The following is a 22657-nucleotide window of genomic DNA, read 5'->3' on the forward strand; positions in this document are numbered from 1 at the left end:
TTTATAACCAGCCAATCAGGCTTGAAGGAATAAGCACTTCGGTTACGCTGCGGGCCATTTCACGGAAGTTAGTCATGCGAGAGTCATAACAGGCAAGTCCGTCACCAGGAAGCAACACAGGGTTCATCTTATTTGACCAGGGTTGTTGAATAAGGCCATCAATAGAGCGTTCTACCACATCCACTTGATTAGATAATGGATTTTTAGTGATAAGCAAAATGTAACGTCCAGCGTTAGTTGTTTGTGCACCACCGACACAGTTCGCGGCAATGGCGCCATTCAATAAACGTGTTCCATAAGGAAAACGTGTTGCCTCACGGTCTACTGCAGATTGACTGTTTGAGCTTGCTGGTTGAGTTAGGTTTGAAATATACACTCGAATACCGGGAGCTGTGATCGGCGATGGTCTGGCTAGCTCATCATCAAACTGATTACTGCTTGGCACATGGACTTTATCGCCACTCATTAATGTGAACTCTTTGATAGCCTCACCGGTTAATATACCGCTGAGATCAAGACTATAAATTTGATTATCACGAATAACATTGACTGCGGTTAAGTCGGCATCAGGGCGAATGCCACCAGAGGATCGCAGAGCGGCTTCAATGCTACGTTCGGTGGCCTGATCGCCGGCATAGTTGCTGCCATCATCTTTCTCTTCAATGGGAAGTTTCTTGTTGATCATGTGTTGACCAGGTTCAAATACGGCACCTGAAGTCATAATGTTAATTGGCGCCCAGCTGATTGGAACAATGCTAATGCGGATAGCATGTGGCTGCATTAAATTTTCAATAATAAGCTGGTTTTTAATTGCGCTGTTGAGTTGCGCTAAAGTGAGGTTTTTAGCCACAACAGCCCGCATGTAAGGCAAATAGATATTGCCGTCAGCATCAATCTCAACGGCTTTGCTAAAATCATCACCGTTTAAGATACTGATATCTAATTTATCGCCAACAGACAGCTTAAGTTGGGCATTTTTCCATTGAGTTGCTTGTAAACTCGGGTCTAAATGACCGATCTTAAAACTGTCTTTAGTTATAACAGCGTTGTTGGCATCGTTCATGGTCAGATGTTCTGCAAGTGTAAATGCAGGGTTACTGGGTCGTTGGGCACTAATTTGGCGGTCATAGGGCATATTTTGACCAAAGTAATGGCATTCTGTCAGAGTGTCAATTTGACAAATATCTTTGCTAGCAGGTGCATTCGGGGTCACACAGCCGGTTAAGCTGGTGCTAAAAATACCGATAAGTGCTGCAAGTTTTGTGTTTGTCATAATGTAGCTCCTTAGAATGAATCAATTAAGATAAATGCGAGTTAACTGGCAATATCTTCGATGATTGAGCTATAACGTAAGTTGTCTAATGCTTGTTCCTCTGATTCATAAATGTCCATAATATGATGCAAGCGAGTCAGTTCGATTAATGCCCTAACGCTGGATTTTGGGTTAAGCAGGACAATATTTCCTTGATAACTCATTGCCTGTTTACGGGCTGAAATTAACACTGATAAGCCACTTGAATCGATATAATCTAAGTTGCTCATGTCGATGACTAAACGGGTATGGCCTTGATTGATGTAATCTAAAATCGCGGCGCGGTATGTGGGTGTTTGTGCCATAACCATTTTTGCTGGTAGACGAACCACACTGGCATGTTTTTCTGCTTTTAATTCGAAGTTCATAATGTCACCTCATTTTTTGTTAAATTACCAAGTAAGATATTTTTGTCGTTTTACATTTAGTTGTAAGGGACGTAAAACAACCTATCTTGCGTGCTTAAGGATTAGCAGTAAGCATGCCAATGTTTAATTGTCTGTTTTTGTTAGGTAATTAGTGTTTTTCGATCTGGGTTTTGCAAATTGAATATGAAAATTAGCAATATGCAACAGATTGCATATACCTCTTTTTAGGGACTTAAAATCTTGAAATGAGCATTAATAAATAAAAGTCACAACATAGTTAAACGATAGCGAGCACTTGGCATTTGAGTCTTTGTTGGTAATAAATACCTTAAATCAGTCTGATTTAACCATTTCGCAGACAAGTTTTTACCCGAGTGGCTCAGTTAAGTAGCTTGTTTCACCTAAATCCGGTTTTACTACTTTCAATGAATGTTGTTGCAGAGCTGAGGGCGGTCAGCAATATACTGGTAAGTGGGTTATTGGTCATTTATTTAACTAACAAACCTACTCAACCTAGCTTTATTAAATGTAAATAATTGGACTCGATAGGTTTCAATTCATAAAATGACTAGCTTAATCAGATTAGTAAAGGTAAAGGCATGTTGCTGAAATCAGTTTGCGGAATGTTAGTTCTATTTGGGCTTAGTGCTTGTGCTACTTCACTTCACGACAATAATGATGGTCAGGATAACAGTAACGTGCCGCAGGTCCCAGTTGACAGTGTTGACCCTATGAGGGAGAACAACGAGCGTCTTATTAAAGAGGGGCGCGAGGATGTGTGGCGAAAAGGCATGAAATAACCTCAACTTGGTATAGAAACGCTTATTAAGCATAATATTTAATGGCGTTTATTGAAGTAGTTTTTATTGCCGTTTAATAAAGTCTCAGTGCTGTGGTTGCGACAAGTTGGCTGCGATTTAGGTGCAGCCAAGCTGATAATTGAGAAAGTTGATTTTGCTGTTATGGTATCTTCCATTTTAATGCCTTAATAGGCTCATTCTTAAATGGCTGCCTAATACCGTAGGTTGGTTTAAAACCTGATCCATCCAGTTATACATAATCCATAATCCTCTGCCATTTTCGGTATTATTATCAGGACAATCTGTTGGCGTTGGCAGCGAGTGATAGGGCGCGGTATCTAATAAATCGACAATAATTCGGTCGGCATTACAATGCATTAATAAGATGATATTGGCAGCATCACATTCGGTGTGTTGCAAGATATTATTCACCCCCTCTAAAGTGCAAGTAATAATCTTAAATCTTTGGCGGTCGTTTATCGCGTTATTCAGCATAAATTGGTCTAGCTCAACACAAAACTGTTGTTGTTCAATAACTTGATGGTTTAAGTTTAATTGTAAACTATTCATGTTGCGCTCCTTATGCCACGGATAATGGCGAGGGGGTTATTTGAGTTAATAAGTTATTACTCGGGTCTTTAGCGGTATTCTGTAATTGAGTTGTATTATGTGGTTGGGTAATGGTTGGACTGTGTGTGTTATTTGAAAACAACATAATAGACATGTCATCCTGACCATCACCTTGCTTCCAATCGGATAGGGCATGACGGATGTGGTGCATCATGGCATCACCGCTGATGATTTGTTTCAGGCTACAAAGTGTTTTTAATCTTTGTAGCCCAAACATTCCATGAGTCGGGTTATTCATTTCATAAATCCCGTCGGAAAAAATCATTAACTGTTGATTAGCGTTTAACCTACCTTGCCAATTAACGTATTGGGTATTCTCATCTATCCCAATAGGCAAGCTAGATTGCATATTGATTGAGTCACAATTATTTTCACTGATAAGTAGAGGCTGAGGGTGCCCTGCATTACACAATTCATATTCACCGGTATTGCAATTCATTTTGCCAATGATCATGGTGGCAAATTGCCCTTGATCACTTGGGTCAAAAAAGACTCGGTTAATATATTCCATCAATAGCTCTGGGCTAGTTCGCCAATCGGCTCTATTAGGGTTAAGCGCCTGGGCTAAGGTAAAACTTTGCATTGCAGCGCCAGCACCGTGACCTGATACATCAATCAGAAAAAAACCCATCCACTGCTCATTAATTTTGAAACATTGAAACACGTCACCCGCTAACTCACTAGCAGCCTGAAAGTAATGATTTACCTGCCATTGTTGTAGGGTGAAACGTTTGGCGGGTAACAAAGAGTGTTGAAGTTGTGCCGCTTGCTTTAGTTCGGCTTTTTTTTCAGCTAATAACTTTTTAGTTTGCTTGTGCGAGTCATTGAGCGCTTTGTGCTGAGCTTGCATTATTTTTTGAGTTTTAATCAATCGTAATGCAGCTATGACACGAATGATGAGTACTCTGGGATCAAAAGGCTTTGCTAAGTAGTCATCAGCACCTGATTGCAATGCATATACGAGATCTTCTGTTTCATTATTGCCTGTCAGCAGCAATATATATGGCGTGTAGATTTCGGCTTTCAAACGTTTACAAAGCGCTATGCCGCTAAGATTTGGCATACGCCAATCACTTACCACTAAGTCAATTGCTTGAGTTTGACAAATCGCAATGGCTTCTTCTCCATCAGCAGCCTGATGCAATGCCATAGTACAACCATCAAGTTGTACTTTTTGCAAAATGCTGGCAATAAATAAGCGTTCACTTGGTGTATCTTCAACAAGCAAAATACTAATTTTATGGGTTGCTTCAGTTAAATTCATCTGTGACTCCAGTTTTCAGTTATGCCTGCATCATTGATTATGCAACAGCAAATAAACCACTCCGTGTTTATACCTAATTGGTATAGCAATAGTCATTCCATAATTTAATATTAATATTAAACAATGTCTTACATTTATTAGTTCTAAGTTGTGATGAATCAATTATCAAATTGCATCGTGCACATTGCAAAATGCAACAGCGTCATCCATAGTGATTATGTGGTGTAAAATCAAACGTTTTAGTGGTCAGCTAACAAAGGGAGCAATAATTTGTCTTTTAGATTAAAAACAATTTTAGGCATTGCAATTATCGAGGGCGTGTTGCTTCTTTTATTGGTTTATACCAGTGTCAGTTACCTTAAAAAATCAAATCAAACTGAAGTTGAAAAGCGTGCTCAACTGACGGTGAGTTTGTTTTCTGTTGTCGCTAAGGATGCATTAGTTGACGTTAATAAACCTAAGTTAACCCTTCTTGTAACAGAACTGAGCCAGCAGCAAGAGATTGCCTATGTTTATATTTATAAAGGTGATGACTTAATCGTTGCTATGCATAAAGAGGATGACACTGCTGTTTGGGGAGGGAATGAGCTTACGTCGTCAAATAAAAATGATCATATTTTTAATATTGAAATGCCAATAATTAATCAAAAGAGTGATGTTGGTTCAGTTAAAATTGGCTTTGACCGTTCTGGTTTTGATGCATTACTGCTTCAAGCCTCTACGCGCTTCTTTTCTATTGCTGCACTTGAAATGCTGCTGGTGGCTTTATTTTCCTGGTTGTTAGGCACCTATTTAACCCGCAATTTATCTCTATTGCAAAATGCATCTAAGTTAATATTAGACGGCCAAACAGGCGTTCAAATTCCTGTGTCGGGTCAAGATGAAATTGCACAAACAACCATAGCCTTTAATCTGATGGTACGTAATGTCGATGCCAGAACACATGCATTAACAGGGGCGAATATTCGCCTGAATACCATTCTAGAGTCTGCCGCTGATGGGTTTATTGTCATAAGTCCTGATGGCGTTATTAGTGAGGCAAATAAGTCTGTTACAAATCTTTTCGGTTACACTAAAGAAGAGTTAGTGGGTCAAAATGTAGCTAAATTGATGCCCATGAATGAGCGTCCTATGCGCGATGGCTATATGAAACGTTATTTAGAAGGGGAGAGTGCGAAAATTATCGGTGTAGGACAGGAGTTAAAGGTCGAGCATAAAGATGGCCGACAGTTTCCAGTTGAATTATCTATTTCAAAAATGATTATTGATGAGGAAGTTTTATATTTAGGTTTCCTTAAAAACCTTACCGAAATTAAGCTCAATCAAGAAGCTGCTGCTCGAACTCAGTCGATATTATTAGCGACCTTAGAAGCTAGTCAAGATGCATTAATCACCATAGATATTACTGGTAGTATTGTGGAGTTTAATACCGCAGCGGTTAAATTATTTGGCTTTAGCCGTGATGAAGTTATCGGTAAGCATTTAGAAGAACTTATTATCCCTAAGGCTTTCCAACAAGCGCATAAAAAAGGCATGGAGCATTTTCGCCAAACTGGGCAGGGCGCTGTTTTGCATCAACGTGTTGAGGTTCCAGCTCATAATAAAGCAGGGGAAGAGTTTCCAATTGAGCTTAGGGTGATTCCTATTCAATTAGGTGACGATACTTTGTTTACAGCATTTTTGCGTGATATTTCTGAGCAAAAATCCAAAGAAGAAGAATTACGTCTTGCTAAAGAACAAGCCGAAGCGGGCAGTAAAGCAAAATCGCGTTTTCTGGCAACTATGAGTCATGAGATCCGATCGCCACTGAACGCGGTACTGGGTAGTGTAGAGCTACTGCTACATTCAACTCTGTTAAAAGAACAGCGTGTATATGCCACTATGGCCAAAGAAGCGGGTGATGCTTTACTCAATACCATCAATGATATTTTGGATTTCTCTAAAATTGAAGCGGGTCAAATGGTGTTGGAGTCCCATGAGTTTGAACCAGATAAATTAGTGGCTCAGGTATTACAGATTTTAGAAAGTAAAGCACTTGATAAAGGGGTGCATCTAGCCAGCTTTATTAACCGTAATGTACCGCAGCTACTGGTTGGTGATCCGCAGCGACTTCGACAAGTTATCCATAATTTAGTTGATAATGCGATTAAGTTTTCTAATTCTGGCTGCATTACGGTAGAAATGTGGATACCCGATAGCCACAAAGAACGAGTTGAATTATGTTGTGCGATAACGGATCAAGGTATTGGCATCAGTGAGGAAGCGCAGGATAAATTATTTGCTGAATTTTCTCAGGTACATGACACCCATACAACTAACTATAATGGTACTGGGTTAGGCTTGGCCATTAGTGCCGAGTTAGTGCGCATGATGGACGGTACTATATCGGTTGAAAGTGAATTGGGTACAGGCAGTCGATTCAATGTCATGGTGACCCTCAATGAAAGCTCTGAAACATCGAGTCATTATGTTCGTTTACCAGAGCATGCTAGGGTATTAATTATCCATCCCAATGAACAGCTGTGTAAATTAGTTAAGAAGCAATATGTGCAATATGGCGTTGAAACTACCTATATTCATGATGTTGCTGAAGTTTATAAACACGCTGAGATCCGTGGACGATTCGATCTGATTTTAATAGATGATTCTTGCATGATGACGGTTGATGCTAAGTTGCTGAAAGTATTGAACCAAGAATTTTTACTACCCCAGGGGATTTTGGCAGCGCTCAGCACAGGTGTAAATGCTCAAATATCACAAGTGTTAAATGACATTGGCATTGAGCAAGTGGTCAATAAACCCCTTAGTCGAGCCATGTTATTGAATTTGATCAGTGGTGCAACTCAAGAGAGCAATATTGAAATTGAATCACAGGACATTACTGTCTTTCCTACTAATAGTAAAATTTTATTAGCCGAAGATAGTCCTGCAAATCAGATGGTCGCGGGCACAATGTTAACTAAGCAAGGTGCTGAATTAGCCTATGCCAATAATGGTATAGAAGCAGTTGAAATGGCTCTAGCGGATGATTATGACATTATTTTGATGGATATTCGTATGCCTGAAATGGATGGCTTAGAAGCCACCAATAAAATTTTGCAGCATAAACCACAACAAATTATTTTAGCGATGACAGCAAATGTGTTTAAAGAAGAATTAGCAGCTTGTACTCAAGCTGGAATGCTTGATTTCATTGGTAAACCAGTTAACAGCAAAGTGCTAATTCAAACGGTGGCGCAGTGGTTAAATAATGCAAAGCTACGGCACAATACTGTTAACCCATTACCCAAAATAACCCAAACATTAGACTTACAACTCGCGCCCGATATGGAAGTAAAAAGTCATCCTAATATTGACCTTCAAATTCCATTGCAGAAGCCAATAAAGGTAGCGCTTTTGGATCATTCTCAAACGCCGATAATCGATATCAATGTGATAAACAGCTTAATTGAGGTGATTGGTGAACCCAGTTTGAAAAAAATGTTGGACGTTTTGTGTCAAGAAACCCAAATGCGTATCGACATATTAAATAACATCGACGCAAATGATGATTTTAGTAAGATTGAAGATGAAGCTCATACTTTAAAGAGCAGCTCGGGTAGTTTTGGTGTCACAAGATTATATGAAGTGGCCAAAGTATTAGAAGCCGCTGCAAGGCTTAAACAGCAGCCAATTAATCCACTAATTGAACAAACTATTAACATTGCAGAGCAAAGTATTGCAGCGATTAAACAAACTTATGTATTGAATAAAAAAGAATAAACTCTAATACTTCAAAGGAATATTATGGGATTTCGAGTCATTTTAGTTGAAGATAGTATGTCGCTAGGTGCGTTATATACTGAATACTTGTGCAGCGAAGGTGCTGACGTCACATTGGTGCAATATGGTGCCGATGCGATAAAAGAAATTGACCGTCAACCACCTGATTTGCTTATCTTAGATATCAAACTGCCAGACATGTCAGGTATGGATATACTTCTGCAAGTTCAACAAAGTCATCCAGAGATGACAGTCATTATGATAACAGCCCATGGAACGATTGATATTGCCGTTGATGCTATGCGCTCTGGTGCGTTTGATTTTCTGGTTAAGCCATTTGACAGTAAGCGCTTAGCAATTACGGTTCGCAATGCAATGAAGCAACGTCAGCTTGTCAAACTAGTCTCTCAGTATGAGAACAGTTTACCCAAGGCTAACTACCAAGGGTTTATTGGCGAGTCACTGGCAATGCAAACCGTTTATAAAACCATTGATTGTGTGGCCAACAGTAAAGCATCGGTATTTATATTCGGCGAAAGCGGCACAGGTAAAGAAGTTTGCGCACAAGCGATTCATAATGCAGGCAATCGTAAAAATAAGGCATTTATTGCGTTAAACTGTGCCTCAATTCCAAAAGATTTAATTGAAAGCCAAATCTTCGGTCATACCAAAGGGGCGTTTACTGGTGCCATTAGTCAGCGTGATGGTGCCGCAACCCAGGCCGATGGCGGAACATTATTTTTAGATGAAATTTGTGAAATGGATTTAGAGTTGCAAAGTAAACTATTGCGCTTTATTCAAACCGGAGTATTTCGCCGTGTGGGTGGCTCTAAAGATGAAAAGGTGGATGTGAGGTTTGTCAGTGCAACCAATAAAGATCCTTGGCAGCAGGTGCAAGATGGCTTGTTCAGAGAAGATTTATATTATCGTTTGCATGTTATCCCTATTGAGTTGCCGCCGTTAAATCAACGCGGTAAAGATGTTATGTTAATCGCCAATAAACTGCTTGGACAATACGCTAAAGAAGAGGGCAAACCGTTTAAAGGTTTTGACCACATGGTGCAAAAAGTGTTGAGTGAATATCACTGGCGTGGCAATGTCAGGCAGCTTCAAAATGTGATCCGTCAAATTGTGGTGCTCAATGATGCTGTTGAAGTGGATATCACCATGTTGCCAGCACGTATTGTTAATGGTGAAAAAACTCAAGTAGCAGCGTTAATAGCCCCTAACATTAAGGTGATGGAGCAAGTTAGCTCATCCTCGATTGCAGCACATGACACTGCAGCGGTTATTCAAAATGAAACGGATATCACAACAGTGCAGGTTATTGAGCCATTGTGGAAAACTGAAAAGCGCACCATAGAAAGTGCTATTAACTTATGTGAAGGTAATATCCCTAAAGCGGCTGCAATGTTAGATATCAGTCCATCGACTATTTATCGTAAAAAACAATCCTGGGATGAAATGGAGCAGGTATAACTAAGCTAAACTAGTAGTGTTATTATTTTCTGTAATAAAAATGCCTGCAATCAAGCAGGCATTTTTCATGCAAGCTTTTCTAACCTGCTTAGCTGTGGTACTGCTCACAAGCATATAGCGTATTTTCAAGCAAACTAGCAATGGTCATAGGGCCAACGCCACCAGGAACTGGGGTAATAAAGGCTGCATTTTGTGCGGCTATATCATATTGTACATCACCGACTAAACTACCATTGTCTAAACGGTTAATGCCAACATCAATCACGATTGCACCAGGCTTAATCCATTCTCCTGGTATAAAGCCTGGTTTACCTACTGCAACAACCACAAGGTCGGCTTGACGCACTTTTTGTTCTAGATTTTTTGTAAAACGATGGCATGTTGTCGTGGTGCAACCAGCCAGTAATAACTCCAATGTCATCGGTCTACCGACAATGTTAGATGCGCCAACAACGGTGGCATCTAAGCCATAGGTATCAATACCGGTTGATTTTATCAGGGTCATTATTCCCATCGGCGTACAAGAACGCAGCACAGGAATGCGTTGCGCTAAGCGACCCACGTTGTAAGGGTGAAAACCATCTACATCTTTGTCAGGACGAATGTGCTCAATGACTTTAGAGTCGTCAATATGCGCAGGTAAAGGTAATTGCACTAAAATACCGTCAATTGCAGGATCTGCATTACATTTATCGATTAATGCGAGTAAGTCTGCTTCTGATGTGGATACATCAAGATCAAAGGATTGTGATTCAAAACCGACTTCTTCGCAGGCCTTACGCTTGCTGCCTACATAAACTTGTGACGCGGCATCACTGCCGACTAAAATTACCGCCAGACCTGGTGCACGAAGTCCTGCGTCTTTTCGAGCGGTGACTTTTTGTTTAAGAGTGGTGCGTATAGATTGTGCAATGGCTTTACCGTCAATAAGTTGAGCAGTCATGGCTGTAGAGTTTCCTTTGAGAGACACAGGTATAGATTGATGTTTAACGGAGGCTATTCTAACAGGCGTATGAAAGTGTGTCATTTGCTAGACTAGGAAAATACAGTGAATAAACTATTCGCACTATGATGCTAATCACTTTTTTGCTGTTTAAAGCACCATATAGATTAATCTATTAAAAAAATCGTTGACGCTAGCAAAGTGACTCGTTAATATGCGCTCCGTTCTTGAGACTATATAGCATTATATATTCTCAAATAACGTTTCGGTGATTAGCGCAGCCCGGTAGCGCATCTCGTTTGGGACGAGAGGGTCAGAGGTTCGAATCCTCTATCACCGACCAAATTTAAATGATTTGTGTGAAATAATCTTAAACGGTTAAATAAGCAGGGATCATAGGTTCGAATCCTCGCTTTTTTACAACAGCGTGGTCGACCAAATTTCATTATTTGCTTAAATAATATTTATGCGGATAATATAACAAGCAAGATAGCTTGTTAAGCCAGACAGGAAACAGTGAAAACTGTACCATGCGCCCGTAGCTCAGTTGGATAGAGCACCCGCCTTCTAAGCGGGTGGTCGCAGGTTCGAATCCTGCCGGGTGTACCATTTCAGTGGTGATTGTAGCTCAGTTGGTAGAGTCCCGGATTGTGATTCCGGTTGTCGTGGGTTCGAACCCCATCAGTCACCCCATTATTCTCAAATTAGTATTTAAAGATAAATATTAATCTGATGAACGAATCGAACGTAATTTGTTCGATTATATCAAAAGCGACCTTAGGTCGCTTTTTTTATGTCTTAAAAGCCACTATTGATGCTCGACTAAGCAAAAAACGCTAGCTATAATGTCGCGTCTTGATAAATATCAATTATGAGCTACTAGTGCCAACAGCGTTTTCAGCATTTATAAATAGCTGTGCTGGGTCTTCTAGTCAAAACCATGGTCAAGAAACGAATACTGAGTAGTTGAAATATCGACTGCTACAAAGGACGTTAGACATATTTCGAGGTAAAACAATGCAAGTTTCTGTTGAAACAACTCAAGGCCTAGAGCGTCGCCTAACCATTTCTGTTCCTGCTGGACAAATTGAGAAAGTGGTAAAAGACAATTTATTACGTGAAGCTAAACGTGCTCGTATCCCAGGCTTTCGCCCAGGTAAAGTGCCAGCTTCTGTTATTGAAAAGCGTTATGGTGCTGCTATCCGTCAAGATGTGACTGGCGAAATCATGCAACGTAACTTTATTGAAGCTATTGTTGCTGAAAAACTAAACCCAGCAGGTGCGCCAGTATTTGCTCCTGGTAAAGTTGAAGGCGAAAACTTTGAGTTTGTTGCTACTTTTGAAATCTACCCAGAAGTTGTATTAGCTGGTTTAGATAGCATTCAAGTAGAGCAACCAAAAGCTGAAGTTAATGACGCTGATGTTGATGCAATGATTGAAACCTTACGTAAGCAACACGCTACTTATGCAGCTGTTGAGCGTAACGCGGCTGACGGCGACAAAGTTAAAATGAACTTTGTTGGCAGCGTAGATGGCGAAGAGTTTGAAGGCGGCAAAGCTGATGACTTCGAACTACAACTAGGTAGCAACCGTATGATCCCTGGTTTCGAAACTGGTATCATTGGTCATAAATCAGGTGATGAATTCGAAATCGAAGTGTCTTTCCCTGAAGATTACCACGCAGAAAACTTGAAAGGTAAAGCGGCCAAGTTCGTTATCACCTTAACTGAAGTTCAAGCGGCTAACTTACCAGAAGTTAACGACGAGTTTGCTTCACTATTCGGTATTGCTGACGGTGGCTTAGAAGCACTTAAGGCTGAAATCCGTAAAAACATGACTCGCGAGCTTGATCAAGCGTTAAAAGCAAACGTGAAAGAGCAAGTCATCACAGGTTTATTAGCAGCTAACGAGATCACTATTCCATCTGCACTTGTTAATGGTGAAGTGAATGTTTTACGTCAGCAAGCTATGCAACGTTTTGGCGGCGACGCTAAAAACATGCCTGAGCTACCAGCGGATCTTTTCGCTGAACAAGCTGAGCGTCGTGTGAAGATTGGTCTGTTATTAGGTGAAGTTATCAAAACTAACGAACTTAAAGCAGAAGATACTCGTGTTAATGCATTAATCGAATCTATGGCTTCTGCTTATGAAGATCCATCAGAAGTCGTTGCTTACTACAACGGCAACAAAGAACTGATGCAAAACATGCGTAACGTTGCTTTAGAAGAACAAGCCGTGGAAGCATTACTAAAATCAGCAAAAGTAACCGTTAAAGACGTCGCTTTTGAAGAATTTATGAACAAGGCTACCGGTCGCGCGTAACCTTCGCTTGACTTAATAAGGCGTTCGCCATTTATAATGGTTCGTATGAGGTTCTCATACGAGCCATTTTTTATTTTAGGGAAATGAATAATGTTTAAAGCGCCAGAATCTGTACTTAATGCTCTTGTACCTATGGTTGTTGAACAAACGGCTAAAGGTGAACGTTCATACGACATCTTCTCTCGTTTATTAAAAGAGCGTGTGATCTTTCTAGTGGGACAAGTTGAAGAGCACATGGCTAATCTAATTGTGGCTCAATTATTGTTCCTAGAGTCAGAAAGCCCAGACAAAGATATATTCTTATATATTAACTCACCAGGCGGCTCTGTCACCGCGGGTATGGCCATTTATGACACTATGCAGTTCATTAAGCCAAATGTGAGCACAGTATGTATGGGACAGGCTTGTAGCATGGGGGCATTCTTACTTGCCGCTGGCGCAAAAGGTAAACGTCATTGTCTACCGAATGCACGCGTGATGATCCACCAGCCATTAGGTGGATTCCAAGGTCAGGCATCTGATATCGCTATCCATGCTAAAGAGATGTTAGGCATTAAGAATAAATTAAATGAAATTCTTGCTGAACATACGGGTCAACCGATTGAAGTTATTGAGCGTGATACCGACCGTGACAACTTTATGAGTGCCACTAAAGCAGCAGAATATGGCTTAGTTGACTCAGTAATTACCACTAGAAGCTAATACAAGCTGATTTTTTGCTGTGACTGGGTTATTCTTACTTTAATTGTAAGAATAACTCAGATATACGGCTTGAGAGTATATCGACAAGCAGAGCTCAGACGTCAGGTCTAGGCTGCAACCAGAGGTATAATAATGGGCGATAACAAAAATAACGGTGACAGCACAAAATTGCTGTACTGCTCTTTTTGCGGAAAAAGCCAACATGAAGTCAGAAAACTGATTGCTGGCCCATCGGTATATGTATGCGATGAGTGTGTTGAATTATGTAATGACATTATCCGTGAAGAAATCAAAGAGATTTCACCTAAACGTGATGATGACAAATTACCTACACCTCATGAGTTACGTAATCATTTGGATGATTATGTTATTGGCCAGGATAAAGCTAAAAAAGTATTAGCTGTGGCAGTATATAATCATTACAAGCGCCTTAAAAATGCGTCTCCAAAAGGTGGCCTCGAATTAGGTAAAAGTAATATATTACTGATAGGTCCAACCGGTAGTGGTAAAACATTACTGGCTGAAACCTTAGCGCGTTCACTTAATGTGCCATTTACCATGGCTGATGCAACAACATTAACCGAAGCGGGTTATGTTGGTGAAGACGTTGAAAACATCATTCAAAAGTTATTGCAAAAATGCGATTACGATGTTGAAAAAGCACAACGCGGTATCGTGTATATTGATGAAATTGATAAAATCAGCCGTAAGTCTGACAATCCATCGATTACCCGAGATGTGTCAGGTGAAGGTGTACAACAAGCTTTGCTTAAGTTGATTGAAGGCACCGTTGCTGCAGTTCCTCCTCAAGGTGGACGTAAGCACCCCCAGCAGGAGTTTTTACAGGTTGATACCTCTAAAATTTTATTTATCTGTGGCGGAGCGTTTGCGGGCTTAGAAAAAGTCATTGAACAACGTATAAACACCGGAACCGGCATTGGTTTTGGTGCTGAAGTTAAAGGCGAAGCTGATAAAGCAACTATTTCTGAAGTTTTAGGTCAAGTTGAGCCGGGCGATTTAGTTAAATTTGGTTTAATTCCTGAATTTATTGGTCGTTTACCTGTTGTTGCCACTTTGACTGAACTTGATGAAGATGCCTTAATTCAAATTCTATCCAAACCTAAGAATGCGTTAACTAAGCAATATGCCGCATTGTTTGAAATGGAAAATGTAGAACTTGAGTTCCGCGAAGATGCCTTAAAAGCCATTGCTAACAAAGCAATGAATCGTAAAACCGGCGCACGTGGTTTACGTTCAATTGTTGAAAGTATCTTACTTGATACCATGTACGATATTCCTTCTCAAGAAGGTGTGGTTAAAGCTGTGGTTGATGAGTCAGTCGTGAAAGGTGAGTCTGCACCTATTTTGATTTATGAAAATAGTGAATCGAAAACGGCCTCTGGCGAGTAATAAATATACAGCTAGGTAATAAGTTGAAAAATAAGGAGTCCATTGGGCTCCTTTTTTCGTATTGACCATTGAAACTGAGTGCATCACCCCAATATACTCTGTAATAAGTCTTTTCATGAAACGGAATCGAGCCATGACCCAAGAGCGTGAAGCGCATATCGAACTCCCCGTATTACCACTTCGTGATGTTGTGGTATATCCCCATATGGTTATTCCGCTATTCGTCGGACGGGAAAAATCTATCCGTTGCTTAGAGTCGGCAATGGAACAAGACAAGCAAATTCTATTAGTGGCCCAACGAGATGCTGATCTCGATGAGCCAACAAAAGATGACATATTTGACATAGGTACTGTTGCATCAATATTACAGTTATTAAAACTGCCTGATGGAACCGTGAAGGTATTGGTTGAGGGTGGCCAACGGGCTAAAATTACCCGTTATACCCAGGAAGATACTTTTTTTGTTGCAACTGCTGAGTATTTAGAATCTGAGTCGTTAGCGGAAAAAGAAGAAGAAGTGCTGGTTCGTAGCGCAATAGGTCAATTTGAAGGCTATATCAAGCTGAATAAAAAGATCCCGCCTGAAGTATTAACCTCACTAACTGGTATCGATGAGGCTGCACGTTTAGCCGACACTATGGCGGCGCACATGCCACTCAAGCTTGAAGACAAACAGTCTGTGCTCGAGATGATCAATGTTGGCGAGCGTTTAGAATATTTAATGGCGATGATGGAAGCTGAAATTGACTTATTACAAGTTGAAAAGCGCATCCGTACTCGTGTTAAAAAACAGATGGAAAAAAGTCAGCGTGAATATTATTTGAATGAGCAAATGAAAGCCATTCAAAAAGAGCTAGGTGATATTGACGAAAGCCATGATGAATTTGAGCTCTTAGGTAAGAAGATTGAAGAATCTGGCATGCCAAAAGATGCCAAAGATAAAGCGAGCGCTGAATTAAACAAATTAAAAATGATGTCTCCAATGTCAGCTGAAGCGACGGTTGTCCGCAGCTACGTTGATTGGATGACCTCAGTGCCATGGAAAAAGCGTTCGAAAATAAAACGTGATTTAGCCAAAGCACAAGATGTGTTAGATACTGATCATTATGGTCTAGAAAAAGTAAAAGAACGTATTTTAGAGTACTTAGCAGTTCAAAGTAGAGTCAAACAGCTTAAAGGCCCTATTTTGTGTTTAGTGGGACCACCAGGGGTAGGTAAAACCTCACTAGGGCAATCAATTGCGAAAGCGACAGGGCGTGAATACGTGCGTGTTGCACTAGGTGGTGTGCGCGATGAGGCGGAAATTCGTGGTCATCGTCGTACCTATATTGGTTCTATGCCTGGTAAAATTATCCAGAAAATGGCTAAAGTGGGTGTCAAGAATCCATTATTCCTACTGGATGAAATTGATAAGATGAGTTCAGATATGCGTGGCGATCCATCGTCTGCATTACTTGAAGTTCTAGACCCTGAACAGAATGCGACCTTTAATGATCATTATTTAGAAGTTGACTATGACTTATCTGATGTGATGTTTGTGGCGACCTCAAACTCAATGGATATACCCGGTCCTCTATTAGACCGTATGGAAGTGATCCGTTTATCGGGTTATACCGAAGATGAGAAACTCAATATTGCCAAGCAACATTTGTTGACTAAACAAATTGAGCGTAATGGTCTTAAAGCGAAAGAAATTAATATCGAAGACAGCGCGATTTTAGGCATTATTCGTTATTACACCCGTGAAGCAGGTGTGCGTTCATTAGAGCGTGAATTATCTAAAATATGCCGAAAAGTCGTTAAGCAAATTTTATTAGATAAAGACGTCAAAATGGTTAAAGTGAATCAAGATAACTTGAAATCATTTTTAGGTGTACAGCGTTTTGATTACGGTAAAGCTGAGTCAGCTAACCAAATAGGTCAAGTGACTGGACTTGCTTGGACTCAAGTTGGCGGTGACCTGTTAACTATTGAGGCAACTTCGGTAGCAGGTAAAGGCAAGCTTACCTACACAGGTTCACTTGGTGATGTAATGCAAGAGTCTATTAAAGCCGCAATGACAGTTGTTCGAGCTCGTGCTGAACAGTTAGGCATTAATGCTGACTTTTACGAGAAACGTGATATCCATGTGCATGTGCCAGAAGGGGCCACACCAAAAGATGGACCATCAGCGGGTGCCGCTATGTGCACCGCTTTGGTTTCTAGCTTAACGGGTAACCCTGTTCGCAGCGATGTGGCTATGACGGGTGAGATAACGCTTCGTGGTGAAGTCTTACCAATAGGCGGTTTGAAAGAGAAATTGCTTGCAGCACACAGAGGTGGCATTAAGCACGTACTTATTCCTAAAGAAAATGAGCGTGATTTAGAAGAAATTCCACAAAATGTGATTGCTGATTTGCAAATACACCCAGTGCGTTGGATAGATGAAGTCCTTAAATTAGCGCTTGAGCGTCCGGTCGAAGGCTTCGAAGTGGTTAAAAAGTAGCTCTTTAGTGAAAAATTTGCTCTAGAGTATGAAAAAAGTGAAAAAAGGGGCTTAACAAAACGCTGAGCTGTGGTAGCCTAGGTTTGTGGAGAGTCAGACACACCAAGCCCTTGGCGCATCTGACTTTGAGCTGTATCCAATTTTTATTTTTTTGGTTTTCTATGAAATTTGACATAGTGTTGAGTTTTTAACAAAAAGCCTCCGCAGACCGCTCTAAACATGGATTTGGTTGCGGCGCGACAATAACATTCAAGGGGATGACATGAACAAATCTGAACTAATCGAGAAAATTGCTTCTGGTGCTGATATTTCTAAAGCTGCTGCTGGTCGTGCGTTAGACTCATTTATTGCTGCAGTGACTGAAGGTTTACAAGACGGTCAGAAAATTTCTCTAGTTGGTTTTGGTACTTTTGAAGTACGTCAACGTGCTGAGCGTACTGGCCGTAACCCACAAACGGGTAAAGAAATTAAAATTGCTGCAGCGAACATTCCTGCGTTCAAAGCTGGCAAATCACTAAAAGACGCTGTTAACTAAAAATAGTTAATTACGTCGCCTTTTGTTAGGCATTCGTGAGTTAAGCACTGCTTTGGCGGTGCTTTTTACGAAATGGAATGTCAGTTGTTAATTTCACTGATATTCGGAGTATTGGGTTGTACCCTTGGTAGCGTCTGATAACTCCATGTAAACAAGGCGCATCACAAGAGATGCGCCTTTTTATTTTAATCGCAACAAGCGAGAATTCAGATGTTAGAAAAAATCCGCGAAGGATCACAGGGAATTGTTGCTAAAACGATTCTAGTGCTTGTGATATTTTCATTTGCTTTTGCTGGTGTTAGTAGCTATTTAGGCTCTAGTACTGGTGTACCTGCTGCTATTGTTAATGGAATTGAAATTCCTGAAACTGAATTAGAACAAGCGTTCCAAAACGAGCGTGCTAGTTTAAAACAACAATATGGCGAAATGTTTGATGCTTTATCTGCAGATGACAGCTATATGCAAGGCATCAAGAAAGGTGTGTTAGATCGTTTAGTCGCAAACACTCTTGTCGATCAAGCCGCTGTTGACCTTGGTTTACGTGTTTCTGATGAACAAATAAAACAAGCTATTTTCACTGAACCCGCATTTCAAACCGATGGCCAGTTTGATAACGATCGTTATCAAGCAGTATTGCGTCAATTGAACTATCAGCCAGTCACATTCCGCAATATGATGCGTGTTGATATGACGCGTAGTCAGTTATTAAAGGCGTTAGTAGGTAGTGAGTTTGTACTTGATGGTGAAGCAAAACAGCTTGCTGAAGTACAAAGTCAAACCCGTGACATTCGCTATATCTCTGTTGATTCAACACCTTTTTTAGCATCAGCTGATGTTACTGCTGAAGAAACTAAAGCGTTTTATGATGCTAACTTAATGCAGTTTATGAGCCCAGAGCTTGTCAGCCTTGAGTATGTTGAATTAAATGTGAAAGATATGGTCAGCGATATTGTTGTTGATGATGCTGAAGCGACTGAATATTATCAAGACAATCAATCACAGTATCAAACACCTGAAAAACGCTTAGCGAGCCATATTTATGCTGCTAGTGGTGATGATGCAGCTGATGAGGCAAAGTTAGATGCGATTGCAGCACGTATTGCAGCAGGCGAAGATTTTGCTGAATTAGCGAAAACGGAATCTGATGATAAATTCAGTGCCGAACAAGGTGGTCAAATCGATTGGTTTGAGCAAGGCGTTATGGATGCCGCATTTGATGAAGTCTTATTCAGTCTTGAAAAAGGTCAAGTATCAGCGGTTGTAAAAGGTGAATTTGGCTTCCACATTATTAAACTAGTTGATGTTCAGCCCGGCGCAATTGCTGCGTTTGATGATGTTAAAGCTAAAATTATTGCTCAAATTAAAGAGACAAAAGCATTAAGTATATTCTATGGCTTACAAACTAAGCTTGCAGATACTAGCTATGAAATCCCTGACACGTTAATTGATACTGCTAATGCAGTTAATAAAGAAGTTCAGACAACAGATTTGTTTACTCGAGATAATCCTCCGGCTAATTTAAACAAGCCTGATTTAGTCAAAGCGGCATTTTCAGATCAAGTACTGAGCAGTGGCATGAACAGCGAAGTGATTGAGCTTGACCCTAATCATGTTGTCGTTATCCGTGTTAAGCAGCATCAAGATGCCGGTACCATGAGTTTTGACAAAGTTGAAGCGCAAATCGTACAACGTCTTAAGTATGATAAAGCCAATGAAGCAGCGCGTGAAAAAGCGGCTACTTATATGACTCAGCTTAAAACGGGTGATTTTGCTATTAGTGGAGCAGAATTAGTCACTGTGGCTAAATTAGATCGCTTCAATCAAGACGTTGACGCTGCGATAGCTAATAAAGCATTCAAAATGCCAGCACCAGAAGCAGAAGCTGTGTCAATTGATACTGTTGCACTAGGTGCAGGTTATGCTGTTGTTGTACTTGATAAAGTTAATGCTGCTGAAAATATTGAAGCTAGCTTATTACAGTCGATTAAAGAAGGTTTATCACGTCAATATGGCCAAGCGGATTACCGTGCTGTGATAGATTCGTTAAAGTCTAAAGCACAGATAGAATATCCTGTAGCTGAATAGTTTTTAGCTATACTATCGCGATGCTATAAAAGCCAAGGTTAATTAAACCTTGGCTTTTTTATTTGCTTTATCATCTTATCGATGACTTATCTCGCTTTTACAGCATCTGTTTATATAATGACTTTAATGAGCTATGTTCTCAGGCTTATCTCGATTAAATATGATTTTAAGAGGCTTTACTGTGGATCTTGAGCAGCAATTTGAAGGTGTTTTACAACTTATTGATAACCACTTGAATGAAAACCTGTCCCTTGAGCGATTGGCTGCTGAGGCGGGAGTACCCTTAAACCACTTTGAGTTTATTTTTTATAGTTTGTATCACACTCAAGTTGTTGACTATATCGCGTTATTGAGAAATATTGAAGCGGCTCAAACCTTAGGGTTTGATAAGAGTGTCAGTATCCTTGACGTTGCAAAAGCAGATGGGTATTCATCCACTGTTGAGTTTACCAAAGCTTTTACATCAAGTATTGGTCAAACTCCACAAGCTTTTAGGCAAGCACCCGATTGGGCTAATTTCTTTATAAAACAACAGCCACTAAAAACATTATCGCAGGGGCATAACACCCTAACTGATACTGATGTAAATATTGAAATCATACAGCTAGATAAAGTTGATTTAGTGCTGATTAAACATCGCGGACCTAAAGTTTATTTACCGCAAACTATTCAGGCGTTAGTCGCCTTTAGAAAAGCGCATCAATTAACACTCTTAGATAACCGAACATTTAATTTTGTTTATAGTTTGCCACAAAATATGAGTATGAATTACGCGATTGATATTGGTGTGAGTGTACCTACAGCCAAATTGAGTGATCTACAGGTTGTAATGGCTGATTCAGAATATTTTAAAACGAGCGCTATACCAAGCGGAACGTATGCTACTTTTGTGCATAAAGGCTCTGAAATAGCGCTTCAAGGTAAAATTAGTTATCTTTACAGCATATGGCTAGCTAAAAATAATTTTACGCTTGTAGAGCATCCACTAACCTTTGAACGTTTTGATCTTACTGACACTAATGACGATGTGCATGTGAAAGTATATTTAGCGGTAAGTTAGATCACTATGGTTCAATGTGTGAGTGATTTAATACCCGGTTGATTTAATGTGCCAGTGATTAATGCGTTAGCGTTGTTAAAGTGAGGACAAGGTGCATCAGAGGCTTATCTAGAAAGAGGGAAGAGCTCTTTGAGTGAGTGTGTACTTAGCCCACTTTTATTAAGTCTTACCCCGCTTAAAAAGAAAAACCAGCCAAGTTGGCTGGTTTTTAATATTTGAATCTACTGCTTATAAACTAATAACATCAAACTCGACATTCGGGTTTACATCTGCTTCGTAATCAATACCGTCAATACCAAAGCCAAATAGCTTCAAAAACTCTTCTTTATATTCGCGGTAGTCCGCAAGTTCAGATAAGTTTTCTGTGGTAACTAATGGCCATAAATCACGACAATGTTTTTGAATTTCTTCACGTAATTCCCAATCATCCAAACGTAAACGATTAGTGTCGTCCACTGCAGGAGCTTGGCCATCAGCGCGGAATAAACGCTCACTGAACATACGGTAAATTTGATCCATACAGCCTTCGTGAAGACCTTCTTCACGCATTTTCTTGAATACCATAGCGATATACAATGGCATAACAGGGATTGCCGAGCTGGCTTGAGTCACAACACTCTTTAATACAGCAACATTGGCTGAGCCGCCTTTAGTGGCTAGCTTGTTATTTAATGAATGGGCAGCACGATCTAAATCCATTTTAGCTTTGCCAAGGGCACCGTGCCAGTAGATAGGCCAAGTGATTTCTGTGCCAATGTAGCTGTAGGCGACTGTTTTACAACCGTCAGCAAGTACACCCGCTTGTGAAAGTGCTTCAATCCACAATTCCCAATCTTCGCCGCCCATAACGGTAACTGTATCTGCAATTTCTTGCTCAGTAGCGGGTTCAACGGAGGTTTCAATAATCGTGTCTTTATTCGTATCCACAGCGGTTGCGCTGTAGGTTTCACCTATTGGCTTTAGTGATGAACGAATAACTTCACCGGTGTCGGGCAGTTTACGCACTGGTGAGGCAAGTGAATATACCACCATATCAATTTGACCTAAGTCTTGCTTGATAAGCTCAATGACTTTTTGCTTTGCTTCATGGCTGAATGCATCACAGTTAATGCTTTTTGAATATAAACCTTCGGCTTTAGCAAACTTATCAAATGCGGCAGAGTTATACCAACCAGCAGTGCCAGTTTTAGTCTCTGAGCTTGGTTTTTCGAAAAACACACCGATTGTGGCTGCGTTACTACCAAATGCTGAAGCGATACGTGAAGATAAGCCATAGCCACTTGATGAACCAACCACTAATACCTTTTTAGGACCATTAGTGATTTTGCCTTTTGCTTTAGTTAAATCGATTTGTTCTTTTACGTTAGCTTCACAACCAACAGGATGGGTTGTGGTACAAATAAAGCCACGAATTTTTGGTTTAATAATCATAAGTCAGTTCTTCCTTTGTCGTTGGCACTAGGATAATTAGATCGTCGATGAAATGGCACTTATTTTTGT

17 protein-coding genes and 3 tRNA genes are annotated in these 22657 nt (G+C 40.3%); 13 read left to right on the top strand and 7 right to left on the bottom strand.

Going from position 1 to position 22657, the window contains the following annotated elements:
* Position 1: 1 nt before the first annotated feature.
* Positions 2-1273, bottom strand: a complete 1272-nt coding sequence (locus tag FJ709_RS06310; RefSeq protein ID WP_226414527.1) for a polysaccharide biosynthesis/export family protein — start codon at positions 1271-1273, stop codon at positions 2-4.
* A gap of 41 nt (positions 1274-1314) precedes the next feature.
* Positions 1315-1680: an STAS domain-containing protein gene (locus tag FJ709_RS06315; RefSeq protein WP_226414529.1), complete on the bottom strand. Its 366-nt coding sequence runs from the start codon at positions 1678-1680 to the stop codon at positions 1315-1317.
* A gap of 599 nt (positions 1681-2279) precedes the next feature.
* Between FJ709_RS06315 and FJ709_RS06320 the strand changes: the two genes are divergently transcribed.
* The gene (locus FJ709_RS06320; protein ID WP_226414531.1) at positions 2280-2480 is read left to right on the top strand and encodes a hypothetical protein; all 201 of its coding nucleotides are present in this window, start codon (positions 2280-2282) and stop codon (positions 2478-2480) included.
* A 38-nt stretch (positions 2481-2518) separates the two neighbouring features.
* Here the strand turns inward: FJ709_RS06320 and FJ709_RS06325 are convergent, their stop codons facing one another.
* The 3 genes from FJ709_RS06325 to FJ709_RS06335 are packed head-to-tail and all read right to left on the bottom strand — an operon-like array spanning position 2519 to position 4374.
* Complete coding sequence (locus tag FJ709_RS06325; RefSeq protein ID WP_226414533.1) at positions 2519-2656, bottom strand: hypothetical protein; 138 nt, start codon at positions 2654-2656, stop codon at positions 2519-2521.
* 1 nt (position 2657) lies between these two features.
* Positions 2658-3050 (bottom strand): ATP-binding protein, encoded by a 393-nt coding sequence (locus FJ709_RS06330; protein ID WP_226414535.1) that lies wholly within the window; start codon positions 3048-3050, stop codon positions 2658-2660.
* Positions 3051-3060: 10 nt separating this feature from the next.
* On the bottom strand, positions 3061-4374 hold the full coding sequence (locus tag FJ709_RS06335; protein ID WP_226414537.1) for a PP2C family protein-serine/threonine phosphatase: 1314 nt from the start codon (positions 4372-4374) through the stop codon (positions 3061-3063).
* Positions 4375-4644: 270 nt separating this feature from the next.
* Here FJ709_RS06335 and FJ709_RS06340 point away from each other — a divergent pair, with 270 nt between their 5' ends.
* Positions 4645-8136, top strand: a complete 3492-nt coding sequence (locus FJ709_RS06340; protein WP_226414539.1) for a PAS domain S-box protein — start codon at positions 4645-4647, stop codon at positions 8134-8136.
* 24 nt (positions 8137-8160) lie between these two features.
* Positions 8161-9615 (top strand): sigma-54-dependent transcriptional regulator, encoded by a 1455-nt coding sequence (locus FJ709_RS06345; protein WP_226414541.1) that lies wholly within the window; start codon positions 8161-8163, stop codon positions 9613-9615.
* An 88-nt stretch (positions 9616-9703) separates the two neighbouring features.
* Here the strand turns inward: FJ709_RS06345 and folD are convergent, their stop codons facing one another.
* The gene (gene folD, locus FJ709_RS06350) at positions 9704-10558 is read right to left on the bottom strand and encodes a bifunctional methylenetetrahydrofolate dehydrogenase/methenyltetrahydrofolate cyclohydrolase FolD (RefSeq protein WP_226414543.1); all 855 of its coding nucleotides are present in this window, start codon (positions 10556-10558) and stop codon (positions 9704-9706) included.
* A gap of 266 nt (positions 10559-10824) precedes the next feature.
* On the opposite strand from folD, the gene FJ709_RS06355 reads away from it, so the two are divergent.
* The 10 genes from FJ709_RS06355 to FJ709_RS06400 all read left to right on the top strand — a co-directional run bounded on the left by FJ709_RS06355 (position 10825) and on the right by FJ709_RS06400 (position 21157).
* Positions 10825-10901, top strand: a tRNA-Pro gene (locus FJ709_RS06355).
* A 189-nt stretch (positions 10902-11090) separates the two neighbouring features.
* Positions 11091-11167, top strand: a tRNA-Arg gene (locus FJ709_RS06360).
* Positions 11168-11175: 8 nt separating this feature from the next.
* Positions 11176-11251 (top strand) — tRNA-His (locus tag FJ709_RS06365).
* A 324-nt stretch (positions 11252-11575) separates the two neighbouring features.
* Positions 11576-12880: a trigger factor gene (tig, locus tag FJ709_RS06370; RefSeq protein ID WP_226414546.1), complete on the top strand. Its 1305-nt coding sequence runs from the start codon at positions 11576-11578 to the stop codon at positions 12878-12880.
* Positions 12881-12970: 90 nt separating this feature from the next.
* Positions 12971-13582, top strand: a complete 612-nt coding sequence (gene clpP / locus FJ709_RS06375; protein ID WP_226414549.1) for an ATP-dependent Clp endopeptidase proteolytic subunit ClpP — start codon at positions 12971-12973, stop codon at positions 13580-13582.
* A gap of 132 nt (positions 13583-13714) precedes the next feature.
* On the top strand, positions 13715-14992 hold the full coding sequence (gene clpX, locus FJ709_RS06380) for an ATP-dependent protease ATP-binding subunit ClpX (protein WP_226414552.1): 1278 nt from the start codon (positions 13715-13717) through the stop codon (positions 14990-14992).
* Positions 14993-15125: 133 nt separating this feature from the next.
* On the top strand, positions 15126-17477 hold the full coding sequence (lon, locus tag FJ709_RS06385; RefSeq protein WP_226415879.1) for an endopeptidase La: 2352 nt from the start codon (positions 15126-15128) through the stop codon (positions 17475-17477).
* Between the two features lie 262 nt (positions 17478-17739).
* Positions 17740-18012, top strand: a complete 273-nt coding sequence (locus FJ709_RS06390) for an HU family DNA-binding protein (protein WP_226414554.1) — start codon at positions 17740-17742, stop codon at positions 18010-18012.
* 210 nt (positions 18013-18222) lie between these two features.
* The gene (locus FJ709_RS06395) at positions 18223-20097 is read left to right on the top strand and encodes a SurA N-terminal domain-containing protein (protein WP_226414556.1); all 1875 of its coding nucleotides are present in this window, start codon (positions 18223-18225) and stop codon (positions 20095-20097) included.
* Between the two features lie 133 nt (positions 20098-20230).
* Positions 20231-21157 (top strand): AraC family transcriptional regulator, encoded by a 927-nt coding sequence (locus FJ709_RS06400; protein WP_226414558.1) that lies wholly within the window; start codon positions 20231-20233, stop codon positions 21155-21157.
* Positions 21158-21385: 228 nt separating this feature from the next.
* Here FJ709_RS06400 and fabV read toward each other — a convergent pair whose 3' ends face one another.
* Positions 21386-22588 (bottom strand): enoyl-ACP reductase FabV, encoded by a 1203-nt coding sequence (gene fabV, locus FJ709_RS06405; protein WP_226414559.1) that lies wholly within the window; start codon positions 22586-22588, stop codon positions 21386-21388.
* Positions 22589-22657: the final 69 nt, after the last annotated feature.

It is taken from the genome of Shewanella glacialimarina, from assembly GCF_020511155.1.
In the GTDB taxonomy this organism is placed as follows: Bacteria; Pseudomonadota; Gammaproteobacteria; order Enterobacterales; family Shewanellaceae; genus Shewanella; species Shewanella glacialimarina.